The organism is Streptomyces sp. NPDC001480 (genome assembly GCF_042894725.1).
Classification (GTDB): domain Bacteria; phylum Actinomycetota; class Actinomycetes; order Streptomycetales; family Streptomycetaceae; genus Streptomyces.
On sequence record NZ_JBIAVX010000002.1, the window covers coordinates 238,682 to 255,378 of the forward strand.

A 16,697-nucleotide genomic window follows, 5' to 3' on the forward strand; every position below is an offset into this window, starting at 1 on the left:
GATGAACCCTCAGGAGGGCGGCGGTTTCGCCGTGTACGAGGAGGCGCGCGCACTGCTGGACTGGGGCTTCGCCGCGTCCGGTCGCGTCGATCCGGTGGGTTCGCTGGACGCCCTGATCCCGCGCCCGCCCCACTCCGCCGCGTCCGCGCCGCCCGTCGCGGCCCCGCCGCCGCCTCCCGCCGACACCGGATCGGACTGGCCGGACGCCGGGGTCGTCGCGGGCGCCGCCTGTCTCGGCACGGCGGCCGTGGCACTGGCGCTGCGCGCCAAGGGCAGCCGGAAGGCGGACGGCTGACCTGCCGGCAGGCCGAGCAGCAGGCCGAGGGTGATCCACGTGTAGGCATTGCTGCCCAGGAACCCGCCCAGGCCGGACGCGTCGTCGTACCAGAGCCACACCACACTGGTGCACAGCACCGCGTACAGGGCGCCCGCCAGGCGCGGGTGACCGGCACGGACCAGCACGGCGAAGGACGGCAGCAGCCACACCAGGTGGTGCACCCAGGTGATCGGGCTGACCAGGCAGGCGGTGAGGCCGGTGAGGGCGAAGGCGGCCGGCCAGTCACCTGCCGCGACCGCTCCACGCGTCCGCCAGGCCCACACGCACAGCACCAGCAGCACGGCCGTCGCCCACACCGGCCGGCCCGGTTCGCCGAGCCGGGCCAGCACACCCTGGAGCGACTGGTTCGAGACGTAGTCCAGCCGGCCGACCCTGCCGGTGTCCCACAACGCCTCGGTCCAGTAGAAGCGGGAGGCGCCCGGATCCGCCCAGGCCGCCAGCGCGGTCGCCCCGGCGGCGACCGCCGACGCCAGCGCGGCGGCGCGCCACCGGCGGGCGAGCAGCAGCAGACCGATGAAGACAGCCGGGGTGAGCTTGACCGCGGCGGCCAGTCCGATGCCGGCGCCCGCCCAGCGGCCCCGGCCGGTCGCGAGCAGCCGGCCGTCGGCCAGCACCAGGGCCAGCAGCAGCAGGTTGACCTGGCCGAAGCTGAAGGTGTCGCGCAGCGGCTCGAACAGCGTGAGCAGACAGGCGGCCAGGGCCCAGCCGTACCAGCCGTGCCGTCGCCAGGCGGGTCCGGCCAGGATGCGCAGCACCACCGTCAGCGCCGCCAGGTTCAGCAGCAGGGACGCGGCGATCGCGGTGCGCAGGGGCATGAGCGCCATCGGCAGCATGACCAGGGCGGCGAAGGGCGGGTAGGTGAAGCCGTACGGCGTGCCCGGCACCCGGTAGTCGTAGATCCGGCCGCCGTGGTGGACCCAGCCGTCCACCGTTCCGTAGTAGACCCGCAGGTCGAAGAAGTCGCGCAGCAGCGGCACGGTCGCGGTGAACACGGTCACGGCCGCGCCGAGGGCCAGGACGAGGAGCACCCGCCCCCGGTCGGTGTCCGGCCCCCTCACGCCGCACGTCCCAGCGCCGGTGTCCGGGCCGCCTGGTGGGCCTGCGCCAGGACGACGACCGCGAGGACACCGCCGGAGACGGCGAGCACGAGCTGACCGGTGTCCGCGGGGCCGCCGCTGGGCAGCACCGCGAGCGCGAGCACGCCCGTGACCGCGGCCACCCGGCGCCGTACCGAGGTGCTGGGGGCGGCGGCCGCGATCAGGAACAGGCCCCACAGCGCGTACCAGGGGCGGATCGCCGGGCCGAAGGCGGCCACCACCGCGAGGCTCAGGCCGAGCGCGTAGACCGGGGCGGGCCGCAGCCGCATCCAGATGAGGAGGACGGCGGCCGCGGTGACCGCGAGGCCGAGCACGTGCCAGGCCGGGACGGCCAGCGGGGCCAGGCCGCTGCCGAGGCGTTCGAGCAGGGCGCCGGTGGCGCGGCCGAGCAGGCTGGTGAGCGCCCAGTTGTGCGGGGAGACCGGGGTGTCCAGCGCGGTGATCCAGCCGTACCCGGTGCCGGCCACGGCGGTCGCGACGGCCGTGGTCGCGCCCGCCGCCAGCGAGGTCGTCAGCACGGCCCGCACCGGTCTGTGCCCCGCGCGGACCTGGACGACGACGATCGCCAGCAGGCCGAGCGCGGCGGGTGCCTTCACCAGTGCCGCGAGCGTCACGAGGACTGCGCCCAGGACGGGCCACCTGCCGAGGGCCGCCACCAGGCCCGACCCCAGCAGGCCGAGCATGATGGCGTCGTTGTGGGCGCCGGCCACCAGGTGCAGCAGCACCAGCGGGTTCAGGGCGCCCAGCCACAGGGCGGCGGCGGGGTCGGCGCCGCTGTGCCGGGCGAGGCGGGGCAGCGCGGCGGCCATCAGGGCCACGCCGAGCAGCGCGAGCAGCCGCATGCCCAACAGCCCGGCGGGCAGCTCGCCCCGGGTGAGCCCGGCCAGGGCCGAGGCGATCGCCAGGAAGGCCGGGCCGTACGGGGCGCCGGTGTTCCGCCACACCGGGGCGACCTCGTCGGCGAGCGGGCCGCCGAGCCGAGCCGGGCCGTGCGCGTACACGTCCATGTGGGCGTCGACCATGGCGCCCTGCGCGAGATAGCTGTACACGTCCCGGCTGAACAACGGCGGCGCCAGCAGCAGCGGGGCCGCCCACACGGCGAGGACCAGGAGCAGGGCCCGCGGGGTGGGCGGACGGTCGCCGCGCACCAGGCGTCCCAGCAGCAGCCAGGCCGCGATCAGCAGGACGACGCCGAAGTACACGCCGACCAGGCCGAGGGCGGCGCGGACGGAGGCGGGGGCGAGGAGTTCCCGCACGGGCAGGGCTCCGGCCGTCTCACCGCCCAGCGCGAGGCAGGCGGTACCGGCCAGGCCCAGTACCTGGCAGCGACGGAGATCGACGGGGAAAGCCATGGCCCACACCGGGGCAGCGTGGCAACGCCGGATGGCCGGAAGGCGACCTGGCTCCCTCCGAAGGACGGCCTGCGCGTGACCGGAACGTGATCGACCCCGGAACCCGTCCCGTGCAGGAACATGGAGGATCAGAACACCGACAGTCCGGTCAGGGTCGTGAACCGGTCGAGGGCCGCCACACCAGCCACGGAGTTGCCGCGCTCGTCGAGCCCCGGGCTCCACACGCACAGCGTGCAGCGGCCCGGTACGACCGCGATGATCCCGCCGCCCACCCCGCTCTTGCCGGGCAGGCCGACCCGGTAGGCGAAGTTCCCGGCCGCGTCGTACGTCCCGCAGGTCAGCATCACCGCGTTGACCTGCTTGGCCTGGCTGCGGGTGAGCAGGCGGGTGCCGTCGGCGCGGATGCCGTGCCGGGCCAGGAAGGTGGTGGCCAGGGCGAGGTCGGCGCAGGAGGCGGCGATGGAGCACTGCCGGAAGTACTGGTCGAGGAGGACGGGCACCGGGTTGTCGATGTTGCGGTAGGACGCCATGAAATGGGCGAGGGCGGCGTTGCGGTCACCGTGCGCGGTCTCGGACGCGGCGACGTCCTTGTCGAAGTCCAGGGCCGCGTTGCCGCTCTCGGCACGCAGGAAGGCCAGCAGCTCTCCGGCCGCGTCACCGGTACGGGTCTGGAGGCGGTCGGTGACGACGAGGGCGCCCGCGTTGATGAAGGGGTTCCGCGGGATGCCGTTCTCGTACTCCAGCTGCACCAGGGAGTTGAACGGGTTGCCGGAGGGCTCACGGCCCACGTGCTCCCAGAGCGCGTCGCCCTCGCGGGCCAGGTCCAGGGCGAGGGTGAAGACCTTGGTGATGGACTGCGCCGAGAACGGCTGCCGCCAGTCCCCCACCCCGTAGACGGTGCCGTCCAGCTCGGCGACGGCCATGCCGAAGCGGCGGGGGTCGCAGGCCGCGAGCGCCGGGATGTAGTCGGCGGGACGCCCGCGGCCGGGCGTCCGCTCGATCTCCTCGGCGATGCGCTCCAGGACCGGCAGGAAGGTGAAGGACGACGTCGTTGTCATGATCACTATTGTGCCTCCGGCCGGTCCCGATACGTCCGTCGCTCCCGTGTGGGCGCAGGTCAGGCGCGGGGTGCCCCGCTGCCCGCGAGGACTTCCGGGCGCAGCAGGCCGGCGAGCTTCTCAGCGGGCAACAGGCCCTTCTCCAGCACCAGTTCGGCCACACCGCGGCCGGTGGCGAGGGCCTCCTTGGCGATGTCGGTGGCGGCCGTGTACCCGATGTGCGGGTTGAGGGCGGTGACCAGGCCGATGGAGTTCTCGACGGTGGCGCGCAGGGCCTCGGTGTTGGCGGTGATGCCGTTCACGCAGCGCTCGGCGAGCGTGAGGCATGCGCTCCGCAGGTGCGTGATGCTCTCCGAGAGGGAGTGCAGGATGATCGGCTCGAAGGCGTTGAGCTGGAGCTGTCCGGCCTCGGCGGCCATGGTGATGGCGACGTCGTTGCCGATCACCTCGAAGGCCACCTGGTTGACGACCTCGGGGATCACCGGGTTGACCTTGCCCGGCATGATGCTCGAACCGGCCTGCACGGGCGGGAGGTTGATCTCGCCGAGGCCCGCGCGCGGCCCGGAGGACAGCAGGCGCAGGTCGTTGCAGCTCTTGGAGAGCTTGACCGCGATCCGCTTGAGCACGCCGGACATCTGGACGAACGCGCCGCAGTCCTGGGTGGCCTCGACCAGGTTGGCGGCGGTGACCAGGGGCAGCCCGGTGATCCCGGCGAGGTGGCGGCGGGCGGACTCGGCGTATCCGGCGGGGGCGTTGAGCCCGGTGCCGATCGCGGTGGCGCCCAGGTTGATCTCGTGGATCAGCTCGACGGCCTCCGCGAGCCGGCTGCGGTCCTCGTCGAGCATGACCGCGAACGCGGAGAACTCCTGGCCCAGCGTCATCGGCACCGCGTCCTGCAACTGCGTGCGGCCCATCTTCAGCACGTCCCGGAACTCGACCGCCTTGCGGGCGAAGGAGTCCTGGAGCACGGCCATCGCCTTGAGCAGCCCGCGCACCGCGAAGACGGTCGCGATCTTGACGGCGGTCGGGTAGACGTCGTTCGTCGACTGGCCGAGGTTGACGTCCTCGTTGGGGTGCAGGTGCGCGTACTGCCCCTTGTCGTACCCCAGCAGCTCCAGCGCCCGGTTCGCCACGACCTCGTTGGCGTTCATGTTGGTGGACGTGCCCGCGCCGCCCTGGATGACGTCCACGACGAACTGGTCGTGCAGCTTGCCGTCCCGGATCTCCCGGCAGGCCTCGACGATGGCGGCCGCCTTCCTCGGCTCCAGCAGCCCCAGTTCCTCGTTCGCCAGCGCGGCGGCCTCCTTCACGGCGGCCAGGGCGTCTATCAGGTGCGGGTAGGCGGAGATCGGCGTGCCGGTGATCGGGAAGTTCTCCGTGGCGCGCAGGGTGTGGACACCCCAGTACGCGTCGACGGGGACGTCACGGTCTCCGAGCAGGTCGTGTTCGGTGCGGGTGGTGGCGGCGGTCATGGGGTGCGGGCCTCTTTCGGAGGTACGGAGGTACGGAGGTGATGGTGGGGTGGGCTGCGGTGGGCGGCATGGGTGGCCGCGCGGGCTTCGGCGGGGCCGCGACGGCGGCCGACTGCCGGTAAGGGGAAACGGACTGTGGACGGGCCTCGAGGCCTCGGACGCGACGGGCACGGCCGGGCCGGCCTCCCCCGACGGATCCCGTGCCGCGGGCAGATGAGGCCGACGGTCCGGGCATCCACCGCCGGGGCATGCACCCGGCGCGCGTCCGCCGGGCGGCAGCCGCACCCTGGACACCGGCTCGGCATCGGGCCCGGACCGGCAGTACGGCCCAACCGCTCCGGCGCCCTGACGCCGTCGCACGGCAGGCGGTCGTCCGGCTCCCCGCGCCAACGGCACGGCTCGGAGCCGTACCAGGCAGGGTTCCGGCCGCGTCCCCGGCCGAACCGGCGCGGCAGCGCCCGCACATGGCCACCGGCACCGTCTGGAACGCATCCGGCGGCCGGCCGCCGTCCCGCGCAACCGCAAGGGTGCACGGCCGGACACAGCCATGCCGGCGACGCCTGCCCGGCGGCCGGCCCCGAGCGACACCCCGGCCACCGCAGGCCGACCGCACCCGGCTGACACCCGGACCCGGCCCGGCAGCCGGACCCGACCGGCACCACGAACACGGCCTGGCCATCAGACCCGGCCAACACCACGGACGCCGACTGGCGATCGCACCCGACGGACACCGCGGACACCACCCGAGCACCAGACCCGGCCGACACCACGAACACCGCCCACCGAGCCAACCGCCCCCGCACCGCAGACAACACCGCAGACCCCGCCGAAGCCAAGCGCCGCGGCTACGCGCAGGCCGTCAGCGGGACCGGGTCGAGGGCGCGGACGGCGCGTACGCAGCCCACGGGCTCCCCGCCGCCGAGCAGTGGCTCGCCCGCGAACTCGGTGAGGAGGGCGGGGTCGACGCCCGCGCGGGCGAGGGCGGCGGCGGTGACCGGGACGCGGGCCCGGTTGGCGCCGTCGGCGATCTTGACGGCGACGGCGCGGCCGTCCGGGAGGGCCGCGACCTGGACGCCCTCGAAGCCGTCCTTGGCCAGCAGGCCGGGCACGGCCCGCATCAGGGCGGCGACGTCACGGCCGGAGCCGGACGCCATCTCGGCGTGCTCCCGCACGGCGTCGGCGACCTGGCCCTCCGCCGTGCTGGGCGCCGCGGTGGTGATGCGGGCGGCGGCCCGGGCGAGGCCGTGGAGGGAGACGGAGAACAGCGGGGCGCCGCAGCCGTCGACGGTCACGCGGGCGACGCGCTGACCGGTGAGGTCCTCGACGGTTTCCTCGATCGCCCGCTGGAGGGGGTGCGCCGGATCCAGATAGTCCTTCAGGGACCAGCCGTTGAGCCTGGCGGTCCACAGCATCGCCGCGTGCTTGCCGGAACAGTTCTGGGCGAGGCGGGAGGGCAGGCGGCCCTCCCGGACCCAGGCGTCCCGCACGACGGGGTCGAACGGCATGTCGGGGACGTTGCGCAGGTCGTCCTCGGTGAGCCCGGCGAGTTCGAGGATCCGCCGGGTGCCGGCGAGGTGGTACTCCTCGCCGGAGTGGCTCGCCGCGGCCAGCGACAGCAGGGCGCCGTCGAGCGGCAGCCCGAGCCGCACCATGGCCACGGCCTGTACGGGTTTGAGGGCCGAGCGTGGGTAGAAGGCCGCCTCGATGTCGCCGAGTTGGAGCCGGACCTGGCCGTCGCCGTCGAGGACGACGACGGAACCGTAGTGGACGCCCTCGACGATCCCGGCGCGTATCAGGTGGGCGACGGGAGCGTGGAGCGGCTCACGGACGAGGGGTGCCTCCGCGAGGGAACTGCTGTACATCACTGCCTGCATCACTGGTTGGGTGTGGTGGACCGGCGCGCGGTTCACGCCTCGGTCCCGGTGGACCGGCGCGCCGTGCGGCCGCGGATGGCGTACCAGCCGGCGACCAGCGCTCCGACGATCAGCGGCAGGCACAGCACGGTGGTGCGTCCGGCGCCGCCGTCGGCGTACATCAGGACCAGGACGGAGGCGAGGAACGCCAGCGTCACGAGTTCGGTCCAGGGGGATCCCGGCAACCGGTACCCGGGCCGGGTCAGTTCACCCTTCTGGGTCTTCCGCCAGAAGAACAGGTGACAGATCATGATCATGCCCCAGGTGGCAAGGATACCGATCGCCGCGAAGTTGAGCACGATCTCGAAGGCGTCCGCGGGGACGACGAAGTTGAGGCCGACGCCGAGGACACAGATACCGCTGGTGAGCAGGATCCCGCCGTACGGCACCTGGTTGCGGCTCATCCGCGCGGTGAACTTCGGGGCCGAGCCGCTGACCGCCATCGAGCGCAGGATGCGGCCGGTGGAGTACAGGCCGGAGTTGAGCGAGGACATCGCCGCGGTGAGGACGACCAGGTTCATCACGCCGCCGGCCGCCGGGACACCGATGTGGGACAGCACGGTGACGAAGGGGCTCTCCCCCGCCGAGTACTTGTTCCAGGGCAGCAGCATCGACAGCAGGACGACCGAGCCGACGTAGAAGAGGCCGACGCGCCACATGATCGAGTTGATCGCCTTCGGCATGATCTTCTCGGGGTTCTCGGTCTCCCCGGCGGCGACGCCGACCAGCTCGACGGAGGCGTAGGCGAACACGACACCCTGGATGATCAGCAGCATGGGCATCAGGCCGCCCGGGAAGACGCCGCCGTGGTCGGTGATCAGGGACGGGCCGGGGTGGTTGCCGTCGACCGGGTGCTGGGTGACCAGCAGGTAGATGCCGATGCACATGAAGACGACGAGCGCGCTGACCTTGACGATCGCGAACCAGAACTCCATCTCGCCGAAGATCTTCACCGAGATCAGGTTCACGGTGAGGACGACGGCCAGGGCGATCAGCGCGATCACCCACTGCGGGATGTCGGAGAACATGCCCCAGTAATGGGTGTAGGTGGCCACCGCGGTGATGTCGGCGATGCCGGTGGTCGCCCAGTTCAGGAAGTACATCCAGCCCGCGGTGTACGCGCCCTTCTCGCCGAGGAACTCCCGGGCGTACGACACGAACGCGCCGGAGGACGGCCGGTACAGCACGAGTTCGCCGAGGGCGCGGACGACGAGGAAGGCGAAGACGCCGCAGACCGCGTACGCGACGAACAGGGAGGGCCCGGCGTCGGCGAGACGGCCGCCGGCGCCGAGGAAGAGGCCGGTGCCGATGGCGCCGCCGATGGCGATCATGTTGACGTGCCGGGACTTCAGGGACTTGCTGTAGCCCGCGTCTCCGGCGTCGACGTGACCGGACGAGGGGCGCGTCTCTTCTTTGAGGTGCTCGCTCACGCCTCGGGTCCGCCTTCCGTGGGGGTGGCCGTGCGCGGGGAGCGCACGATGTCGGTCAGGGTCGTCTCGACGCGGTCGAGGTGGTGGCTCATGGCCTCCACCGCGTCGTGCTCGCAGCCGTCGGTCAGCGCCTCGACGATCGCCCTGTGCTCGCGGTTGGACTGCTCACGGCGGCCGCCCAGCTCGTTGAGGAAGGCCGACTGACGCGCCAGTGCGTCGCGGATCTCCTCGATGACCCGGCGGAAGACCGGGTTCTGGGCGGCCTCGGCCACGGCGAGGTGGAAGAGGGTGTCCATCGCGACCCACGCGGTGGTGTCCGTCTCCCGCTCCATGCGGTCGAGCAGGTGGGCCAGGTGGTCGAGGTTCTCCGGGGTGCGGCGCACCGCCGCGTACCCGGCGACCGGGATCTCGATGTGCCGGCGCACCTCGAGCAGGTCGCTGGCCGCGTAGTCACCGAAGGTGGGGTCCTCGACTGCGCTGGCCACGACGAAGGTGCCCTTGCCGGTCCGGGAGACCGTCAGGCCCATCGTCTGCAGGGCCCGCAGGGCCTCGCGGAGCACGGGCCGGGACACCTCGAGCGTGCGGCAGAGCTCCGCCTCGGAGGGGAGCTTGTCGCCGATCGCGTACTCGCCGCGTTCGATGGCACCGCGGAGGTGGCCGAGTACGGCTTCCATGGCGCTGACGCGCCGGGGAACCGGGCCACCTGTCTGGCTGTCTGACAGGTTCACGGGCTCGATCCTGCGGGTTGCGGGACGGCACTGTCAAGACACCTGGAAAGGAAACATTCACGGGGTGTGATGCATGAATCTCTGCATCACACCCCGTGGGAGATCAGGGACGACCGGACCCGCCGGCCGCCGACGGCCGGACGTCGGTCAGCTGTCGAGCACCCCGGTGCCCAGCAGACCGAAGAGCGCCACGCCGACGACGATCCGGTACAGCACGAAGGCGTTGAAGGAGTGCTTGGCGACGAACTTCAGCAGCCAGGCGATGGAGGCGTAGGCGACCACGAAGGACACGATCGTGCCGACCGCCAGCGGGGCGGCGCCCACACCCGCCCCCAGGGCGTCCTTCAGCTCGTACAGGCCGGCACCGGTCAGGGCCGGGATGCCGAGGAAGAAGGACAGACGGGTGGCGGCGACGCGGTCCAGGTCGAGGATGAGCGCGGTGGACATGGTGGCGCCGGAGCGGGAGAAGCCGGGGAAGAGCAGGGCGAGGATCTGGGAGCAGCCGACCAGCATCGCGTCCTTGAACGAGGTGTCGTCCTCGCCGCGCTTGTGCCGGCCCATCTGGTCCGCGGCCCACATCACACCGGACCCGACGATCAGCGAGCCCGCGACCACCCACAGCGAGGCGAGCGGACCCTCGATCAGCGGCTTGGCGGCCAGGCCCACCGCGACGATCGGGATCGTCGCGTAGATCACCCACCAGGCGAACTTGTAGTCGTGGTGGTAGCGCTCTTCCTTGTTGCGGATGCCGCGGCCCCAGGCGGAGACGATCCGCACGATGTCCTTGAAGAAGTACACCAGTACGGCGGCGATGGCGCCGACCTGGATGACCGCCGAGAAGCCGACCACGGACTTGTCGTCGACGGGGATGTCCATGAGCCCCTCGGTGATCTTGAGGTGGCCGGTCGAGGACACGGGGAGGAATTCGGTCACCCCCTCGACGACACCGAGGACGACGGCTTGACCGACGGAGATGGCGCTCATGGGATCCAGTTCTGCTCAGAAGTTGGTCGACAGTGCTGTAGACAGTCTTACTATGCCCGGTTGTGCGGCCCGTGCCTACGCCCACACCGCCTGGGCGAGCGACACGCCGGCGAAGGCCGCGCCGAGGCCCGCCGTCACGCTCGCGACGGCATTGGCGGCAGCGTAGAGCCCCGCACCGGTCTCGGTCAGCCTCAGAGTCTCCCAGGAGAAGGTCGAGTACGTCGTCAGGGCCCCGCACAGGCCGGTGCCCAGCAGCAGCCGCAGGTGCGGATCGGCCGAGGACGCGCCGGTCAGCAGGCCCAGGACCAGACAGCCGGTGACGTTCACCACGAACGTGCCCCAGGGCAAGCCCGAGTCGTGCCGGGACTGCACCGCCCGGTCGGTCAGATAGCGCAGTGGAGCACCGACCATGGCCCCGAGGACGACCAACAGCCAGTTCACAACGACTTCTCACCCTCCCCGGCCGTTTTGCCCGCAATCGTTCCTTCAGTCGGGCCGGGCCGCGGCTTCAGGACGCCACGTGTCGCCGCGGCGGCGGCCCACACCGCCGCCAGGGCCGCGAGCAGCGTCGCGGCGAGATAGGCCAGTGCCGTGCCGGGGCGGCCGCCGTCGAGGAGCTTTTGGATGTCGACGGCGTAGGTGGAGAAGGTGGTGAAGCCGCCGAGCACGCCGGTGCCGAAGAACGGGCGGACGAGGGGGTGGGCGGCCCGCGCCTCGGTGACGACCACCATGAACACGCCGATCACGACGCAGCCGACGGCGTTGGTCCAGAAGGTCGCCCAGGGGAAGCCGCCGGGGGGCGTGGGCCACGCCAGGGACAGTGCGTAGCGGGCCGTCGCGCCGAGCGCGCCGCCGAGTGCGACCACCGCGACCACGGGGACCTGTGCACGCCAGGCCGGTCGCGGCGCGGGGCCGGGCCGGACGCGGAGGCTCTCGGCTTCCGGGGCTGTCATGCTCGTACGTCTCCTGATCCGGCCCCGTCGACTGGATCACGGCCGGGCATCAGGGTACCGCCCGGGTGTACCCGCGGGTCACCTCGCGGCGGGCGCCGCGCAGACCGCGACCCCGCGCTCCCACAGGCTGCCCAGGACCAGGTGGCCGTCGGTCTCGCAGACGCTGGTGACCATGCGGAAGCCGGAGCGGTGGCGGGTCAGGTGGTGGACGGTGGCGCCGTCGTCGTCGACGGCCAGGACGCCGGCGTAGCCCGTCGGGCGGAAGGGGGCGTGCGCGGCGGCCCGGGCCGCCGCGCTGCGTACGGCGGGCGGGGTGCGGTGCAGCAGGTCCAGCGGAGGAATGGGCGGTCCGGCCAGGGCCACCCAGAGCGGGCCGGACTTCCCGGCCCGCCAGATGTTGTCGGGCATGCCCGGGAGGTCGTCGGCGAAGGGCTCGGCGGTGCCCGCCCGGGGGCCGGTGAGCCGGAAGCGGGTCAGCCGGCGGGCGCCGGTCTCGGCGACGACCAGGAAGGACTCGTCGGCGCTCGGGGCGACGCCGTTGGCGAACTGCAGTCCCTCCAGCAGCACCTCGGGGCTGCCGCCGCCGGGCGCAAGGCGCAGCAGGCGTCCGGTGCCGGTGTGTTCGACCAGGTCGGCCATCCAGTGCCGCAGCGGGTGACGCCGGCTGGAGACGGTGAAGCAGAGGCTGCCGTCGGACAGGGCCACCACGTTGCTGGCGAACCGCAGTGGCTCCCCCGCCACCGAGTCGGCCAGCACGTGGACGGAGCCGTTGCCGGATCCGACGCGCAGCAGGCCGCGTTCGGCGTCGCACACGATCAGGTCGCCGTCCGGGAGGAGTTCGAGGCCGAGGGGCCGGCCGCCGGTGTCGGCGAGCACCTGGAAGCGGGCCGTGCCGGGGTCGGCCAGGCCGTCGAGGCGGAGGATGCGGCCGTCCTCGACGCCGGTCAGGACGCGGCCCCGGTCGTCGGCCACCACGTCCTCGGGGCCCCGGCCGCCGATGGCCACGTAGTGACGGGGTACGAGTTCCGTGGGACGGTCCATGCGCGCCTGCCCTTCGCTGTCGAACGCTGTCCGGGGAGATCCGGTCCGTAGGCTGCCCCTACCAGCCCTTCTCGAACATCCGGGCCACCTCGGCGATCCGTACCTCGTCCCGCCGATAGTAGGTGCGGCGCCGGATCCGTTTGGCGCGCAGCAGGCCGATGCGGGTCAGCAGGCCGAGATGGGTCTCGGCGGCCCGGCGGGACACGCCGAGCTTGGCGGCGACGGCGCGCGCGGGGACGCCGTCCTCGGCCAGGTCGGCGTGGCGTTGCGGTGGGAAGTGCGCGGCCGGGTCCTTGAGCCACTCCAGGATCTCCAGGCGCCGTTGGCCCGCGGGAGTCCTCAGCATCGCATCGCCTCCGTCCGCGCCTCCCCCTGTTCCGTCTTCCCACTCTGGCGCAGCCGCTATCGCCGCGTACGGGACTCACCGGCGCTTGTCCGGTACCGAACGCCCCTTGTGGGAAGTGGAGTTGGGGCTTCGGCCCGGTAGGGGAGCCGAATGGGCCCAGCCGCCCCCACGCGGCCGGGCCCGTCGGTGCGGTTCAGCGGTGGCTGAACCACGTCATGGAGGACAGCGCCTTGTCGTCGTAACCGAACAGGGCCTGGTTCTCCCAGCCGTTGCCGGAGGTGGCGTCGGTGGGGTCCCAGCCGTTGCCGGTGACGGCGGTCCAGGTGGCCTCCCAGTAGAAGACGCCGAGGCCGCGGCCGTTCGGGACGGCCTCCACGATGCCGGCCACGTCGTTCATCCACCGGGTCTGGCCGGCCACCGTCGCCGGGTAGCCGGTGACGAGCTCGCCGGTGGTGTCGATCTGGTTGGTGAGCGAGTCGTCGCTGTCGAGGCGGAAGGGGTAGGCCGTCTCGGCGATGAAGACCGGCTTGCCGTAGCGGGAGGCCGCGTCGTCCAGGGTGGTCTGCGCGGCGGCCAGTGAGCCGTGCCAGTAGCCGTAGTAGGACAGCCCGATCACGTCGTAGTCGATGCCGTAGGTCTTGGCGTTGTCGAACCACCAGCGGACGGTGGCGTCGTCACCGGCGTTGGCCAGGTGCAGCGCGACCTGTGTGCCGGACGACACCGCCTTCGTGGCGCTGTAGCCGGAGTTGATCAGGCCGGCGAGCTGCGACCAGTTGTCCGTGGAACCCTCGGACCAGAGCATGCCGCCGTTGATCTCGTTGCCGATCTGCACCATGTCGGCGGTGGTGCCCTGTGCCTTCAGCGCGTTCAGGACGTCGTACGTGTGGTTGTAGACGTCGGTCTTCAGCTGGCTGTAGGAGTGCGAGGCCCAGGCGGCGGGCTTGGTCTGCTTGCCCGGGTCGGCCCAGGTGTCCGAGTAGTGGAAGTCGACCAGCAGCTTCATGCCGGCGGCCTTGACGCGCTTGGCCATGGCCAGTACCCGCGTCTTGTTGTTGTAGCCGTCGGCGGGGTTCACCCAGACCTTCAGGCGCGCGTAGTTCATGCCGGCGTTCTTCAGGATGGTGACCGCGTCGCCGGTGCTGCCAGAGCTGTACTTGTACACACCGCCCTTGGCCTCGCTCTTGGCGAGGGAGGAGATGTCGGCGCCCTTGACGGCGAGACCGGTCCTGCCCGAGGTGAAGCTCAGGTCGTCGACGTTGATCCAGTTGCCCGCGTTGGCGTCGGAGTGGACGCTGATCGTGCACTGGTTGTTCGTCACCGCGACGGAGGTGACGATGCGGACCCAACTGCTGGTGGACACCGGCAGGTCGGTGCGCTGCTCCGAGCTCCCGCAGTTCTTCAGGGACATGTAGGCGGAGTTCTGACCGCCGCTGGAGCGGACCCAGGCGGTGAGGGTGTAGGTGCCGTTGGTCAGCCCGGACAGGTACTGGTACGTCTCCACCTTGTAGGCGGAGGCCGAGTAGTGGCTGAGCCGGTAACTCCCGCCGTGGCCGCCGGACTCGGTGTACGAGGCGCCGGTGTCGCCGTACTCCGACCAGCCGCTGGGCGTGGCCGCGCCCGTGCCGTCGGACTCGAAGCCGCCGTTGGTGAGGGTGCTCGCCGCCTGGGCGGTCTGGGCGGGCAGGGCGGTGAGGGCGAGTCCGGCCGCGAGCGGCAGCAGCAGGGCTCTCAGGGTGCGTCTGGGATGGAACATCGTCGTCCGTCGTCCCTTCGACGTGATGGGTTGGGGGTGTCCTCCGTGGGGGTGCCCGCTGTGGGAATGGGAGGAGAGCCCCTCCGCCCGCGGCTCGTACGGCTCGCGCGGGCGGAGGGGAGCGGGTGGGGCAGGGGCTAGCCGTCGAGTCGTACGACCCGGACGGCTCCCGCGGGGACCGCGAGGCGGCCCGCGGCGCGTTCGCCCGTCAGCAGTTCGGTGCCGGGCGTGTCCAGCGGCACCTTGGCGTCGATGGCGGTGTGGTTGATCGCGAACAGGAAGGTGCGGGTGCCCGACTCGTCGGTGCGGCGCACCACTTCGACGTCCCGGGGCAGGTCGGTACGCGGCGCGATGCGGGCGTCCGCCGCGGCCCGGGCGAGCACCTCGTCGAGGCCGTGGGCGTCGAGGCGGGTGGAGACGTACCAGGCGGTGCCCTCGCCGTGCCCGTGCCGGGTGACGGCGGGGCGGCCGGCGGTGAGGCCGTCGGCGTACGTCCAGACGGTCTCGGCGCCGCGCGGCACCACGAACTCCGTCCACACGTCGCCGGTGAGCTCGCAGGCGTCGGGGCCGGTGATGCGCACCCGCTGGTTCTCCAGCAGGGGCGAGAACTCCTCCACGGTCAGGCCGAGGACGTCCCGCAGTGGGCCCGGGTAGGGGCCGTCGTGCACGGCGTCGTGCTCGTCGACGATGCCGGAGAAGTACGACACCACGAGGGTGCCGCCGTTCTCCACGTACTCCTTGAGGTTGTTCCCGGCGGCCTCCGTCATCAGGTACAGCGCCGGTACGACGACAAGGGGATAACACGACAAGTCGGCTTCCGGGTGGGCGAAGTCGACGGTGAGGTGGCGGTCGTAGAGGGCCGCGTAGAAGGAGTCGGCGCGCTCGCGGGGGTCGTGGTCCTCGCTCGGGCGCCACTGGAGGTTCTGTGCCCACCAGGACTGCCAGTCCCACAGGACGGCCACGTCGGCCCGGGTGCGGGTGCCGCGGATCTGGCTCAGCGAGTCGATGCTCGTGCCGAGTTCGACGACCTCGCGCCAGACGCGGGTCTCGGTGCCGCCGTGCGGCAGCATCGCCGAGTGGAACTTCTCGGCGCCGCGCCGGGACTGCCGCCACTGGAAGAACATGGCGCCCTCGGAGCCGCGTGCGACGTGCGCGAGGGAGTTGCGGGCCATCTGGCCGGGGGCCTTGGCCGGGTTGCGGGGCTGCCAGTTGACGCCCGAGGTGGAGTGCTCCAGGAGCAGCCAGGGGGCTCCCCCGGCGACCGAGCGGGTGAGGTCGGCGGCCATCGCGAGGTTGACGTGGGTGCGGCGGCCGTCGGTGATCAGGTAGTGGTCGTTGGTCACGAGGTCGACCTCGCGGCCCCATGCCCAGTAGTCCATGGAGTCGCACTGGCTGAGCGCGGTCATGAAGTTGGTGGTGACGGGGACGCCGGGCGAGAGGCGGTGCAGGATGTCCCGCTCCATGCGGAAGTTCTCCCGGATGGTGGCGTCGGCGAAGCGCTTGTAGTCGAGCGCCTGGCCCGGGTTGCCGACCGTGGGGGTCGCGCGGGGCGGGTTGATCTGGTCGAGGCTCGTGTAGTGCTGGCCCCAGAAGGCCGTGCCCCATGCCTCGTTGACGGCGTCGACGTCGCCGTAGGTGTCCGCGAGCCAGCGGCGGAAGTGGGCGGCACAGGAGTCGCAGTAGCAGGCGGAGACGGGGACGCCGTACTCGTTGTGGACGTGCCACATCGCCAGGGCCGGGTGGTCGCCGTAGTGCTCGGCGAGCTTCGTGGTGATGTTCGCGGCGGCGGCGCGGTAGTCGGCGTTGCTGTGGCAGATCGCGCCGCGTGAGCCGAACTCGTGGCGCACGCCCTCGGCGGTGACCGGGAGGGCCTCGGGATGCGCCCGGTAGAACCAGGCGGGCGGCACCACGGTGGGCGTGCCGAGGTCGACGCGGATGCCGCCCTCGTGCAGCAGGTCCAGGATCCGGTCCAGCCAGCCGAAGTCGTACTCCCCGGGCGAGGGCTCCAGCAGTGCCCAGGAGAAGATCCCGGCGCTCACCATCGTGACGCCGGCCTCCCGCATCAGCCGGACGTCCTCGAGCCAGACGCTTTCCGGCCACTGCTCGGGGTTGTAGTCGCCACCGAAGGCGAGCCTGGTGAGGCCCCTGGGGGTGGTCTCCGGCATGGATCTCTCCCGGGTTATCGATCATTTGGGAACGTGCACACACATCGGCGGCGGTGCGAGCTCAACAT

Annotated in this window: 14 protein-coding genes; all 14 read right to left on the minus strand. The window is 72.1% G+C overall.

Going from position 1 to position 16,697, the window contains the following annotated elements; genetic code table 11:
- Window positions 1–9: 9 nt before the first annotated feature.
- The 14 genes from ACFY01_RS04980 to ACFY01_RS05045 all read right to left on the minus strand — a co-directional run bounded on the left by ACFY01_RS04980 (window position 10) and on the right by ACFY01_RS05045 (window position 16,629).
- The gene (locus ACFY01_RS04980) at window positions 10–1,395 is read right to left on the minus strand and encodes a glycosyltransferase 87 family protein (RefSeq protein ID WP_390734244.1); all 1,386 of its coding nucleotides are present in this window, start codon (window positions 1,393–1,395) and stop codon (window positions 10–12) included.
- Entirely contained in the window at window positions 1,392–2,786 is a 1,395-nt protein-coding gene (gene mptB / locus ACFY01_RS04985) for a polyprenol phosphomannose-dependent alpha 1,6 mannosyltransferase MptB (RefSeq protein ID WP_390734245.1), read from the minus strand. The genes ACFY01_RS04980 and mptB overlap by 4 nt, the downstream gene beginning before the upstream one ends.
- A gap of 128 nt (window positions 2,787–2,914) precedes the next feature.
- Window positions 2,915–3,844, minus strand: coding sequence for a glutaminase (locus ACFY01_RS04990; protein WP_390734246.1), 930 nt, complete (start codon window positions 3,842–3,844; stop codon window positions 2,915–2,917).
- Window positions 3,845–3,903: 59 nt separating this feature from the next.
- Complete coding sequence (aspA, locus tag ACFY01_RS04995; RefSeq protein ID WP_390734247.1) at window positions 3,904–5,316, minus strand: aspartate ammonia-lyase; 1,413 nt, start codon at window positions 5,314–5,316, stop codon at window positions 3,904–3,906.
- 845 nt (window positions 5,317–6,161) lie between these two features.
- Window positions 6,162–7,178, minus strand: a complete 1,017-nt coding sequence (locus ACFY01_RS05000; protein WP_390734248.1) for an asparaginase — start codon at window positions 7,176–7,178, stop codon at window positions 6,162–6,164.
- 44 nt (window positions 7,179–7,222) lie between these two features.
- On the minus strand, window positions 7,223–8,659 hold the full coding sequence (locus ACFY01_RS05005; RefSeq protein ID WP_390734249.1) for an amino acid permease: 1,437 nt from the start codon (window positions 8,657–8,659) through the stop codon (window positions 7,223–7,225).
- Entirely contained in the window at window positions 8,656–9,333 is a 678-nt protein-coding gene (locus tag ACFY01_RS05010; protein ID WP_390734659.1) for a FadR/GntR family transcriptional regulator, read from the minus strand. The genes ACFY01_RS05005 and ACFY01_RS05010 overlap by 4 nt, the downstream gene beginning before the upstream one ends.
- A gap of 201 nt (window positions 9,334–9,534) precedes the next feature.
- Window positions 9,535–10,371 (minus strand): undecaprenyl-diphosphate phosphatase, encoded by an 837-nt coding sequence (locus ACFY01_RS05015; RefSeq protein ID WP_390734250.1) that lies wholly within the window; start codon window positions 10,369–10,371, stop codon window positions 9,535–9,537.
- Window positions 10,372–10,446: 75 nt separating this feature from the next.
- Complete coding sequence (gene crcB, locus ACFY01_RS05020) at window positions 10,447–10,812, minus strand: fluoride efflux transporter CrcB (protein WP_361801195.1); 366 nt, start codon at window positions 10,810–10,812, stop codon at window positions 10,447–10,449.
- The gene (gene crcB, locus ACFY01_RS05025) at window positions 10,809–11,324 is read right to left on the minus strand and encodes a fluoride efflux transporter CrcB (RefSeq protein ID WP_390734251.1); all 516 of its coding nucleotides are present in this window, start codon (window positions 11,322–11,324) and stop codon (window positions 10,809–10,811) included. Before crcB (ACFY01_RS05025) ends, crcB (ACFY01_RS05020) begins: the two co-directional genes overlap by 4 nt.
- 78 nt (window positions 11,325–11,402) lie before the next feature.
- Window positions 11,403–12,365 (minus strand): SMP-30/gluconolactonase/LRE family protein, encoded by a 963-nt coding sequence (locus ACFY01_RS05030; protein ID WP_390734252.1) that lies wholly within the window; start codon window positions 12,363–12,365, stop codon window positions 11,403–11,405.
- A gap of 58 nt (window positions 12,366–12,423) precedes the next feature.
- On the minus strand, window positions 12,424–12,711 hold the full coding sequence (locus ACFY01_RS05035) for an ArsR family transcriptional regulator (RefSeq protein WP_390734253.1): 288 nt from the start codon (window positions 12,709–12,711) through the stop codon (window positions 12,424–12,426).
- Between the two features lie 193 nt (window positions 12,712–12,904).
- Window positions 12,905–14,464 carry a glycosyl hydrolase 53 family protein gene (locus ACFY01_RS05040; RefSeq protein WP_390734254.1) on the minus strand — a complete coding sequence of 520 codons (1,560 nt, stop codon included), beginning with the start codon at window positions 14,462–14,464 and terminating at the stop codon, window positions 12,905–12,907.
- Window positions 14,465–14,601: 137 nt separating this feature from the next.
- Window positions 14,602–16,629, minus strand: coding sequence for a beta-galactosidase (locus tag ACFY01_RS05045; RefSeq protein WP_390734255.1), 2,028 nt, complete (start codon window positions 16,627–16,629; stop codon window positions 14,602–14,604).
- Between the last annotated feature and the right edge of the window lie 68 nt (window positions 16,630–16,697).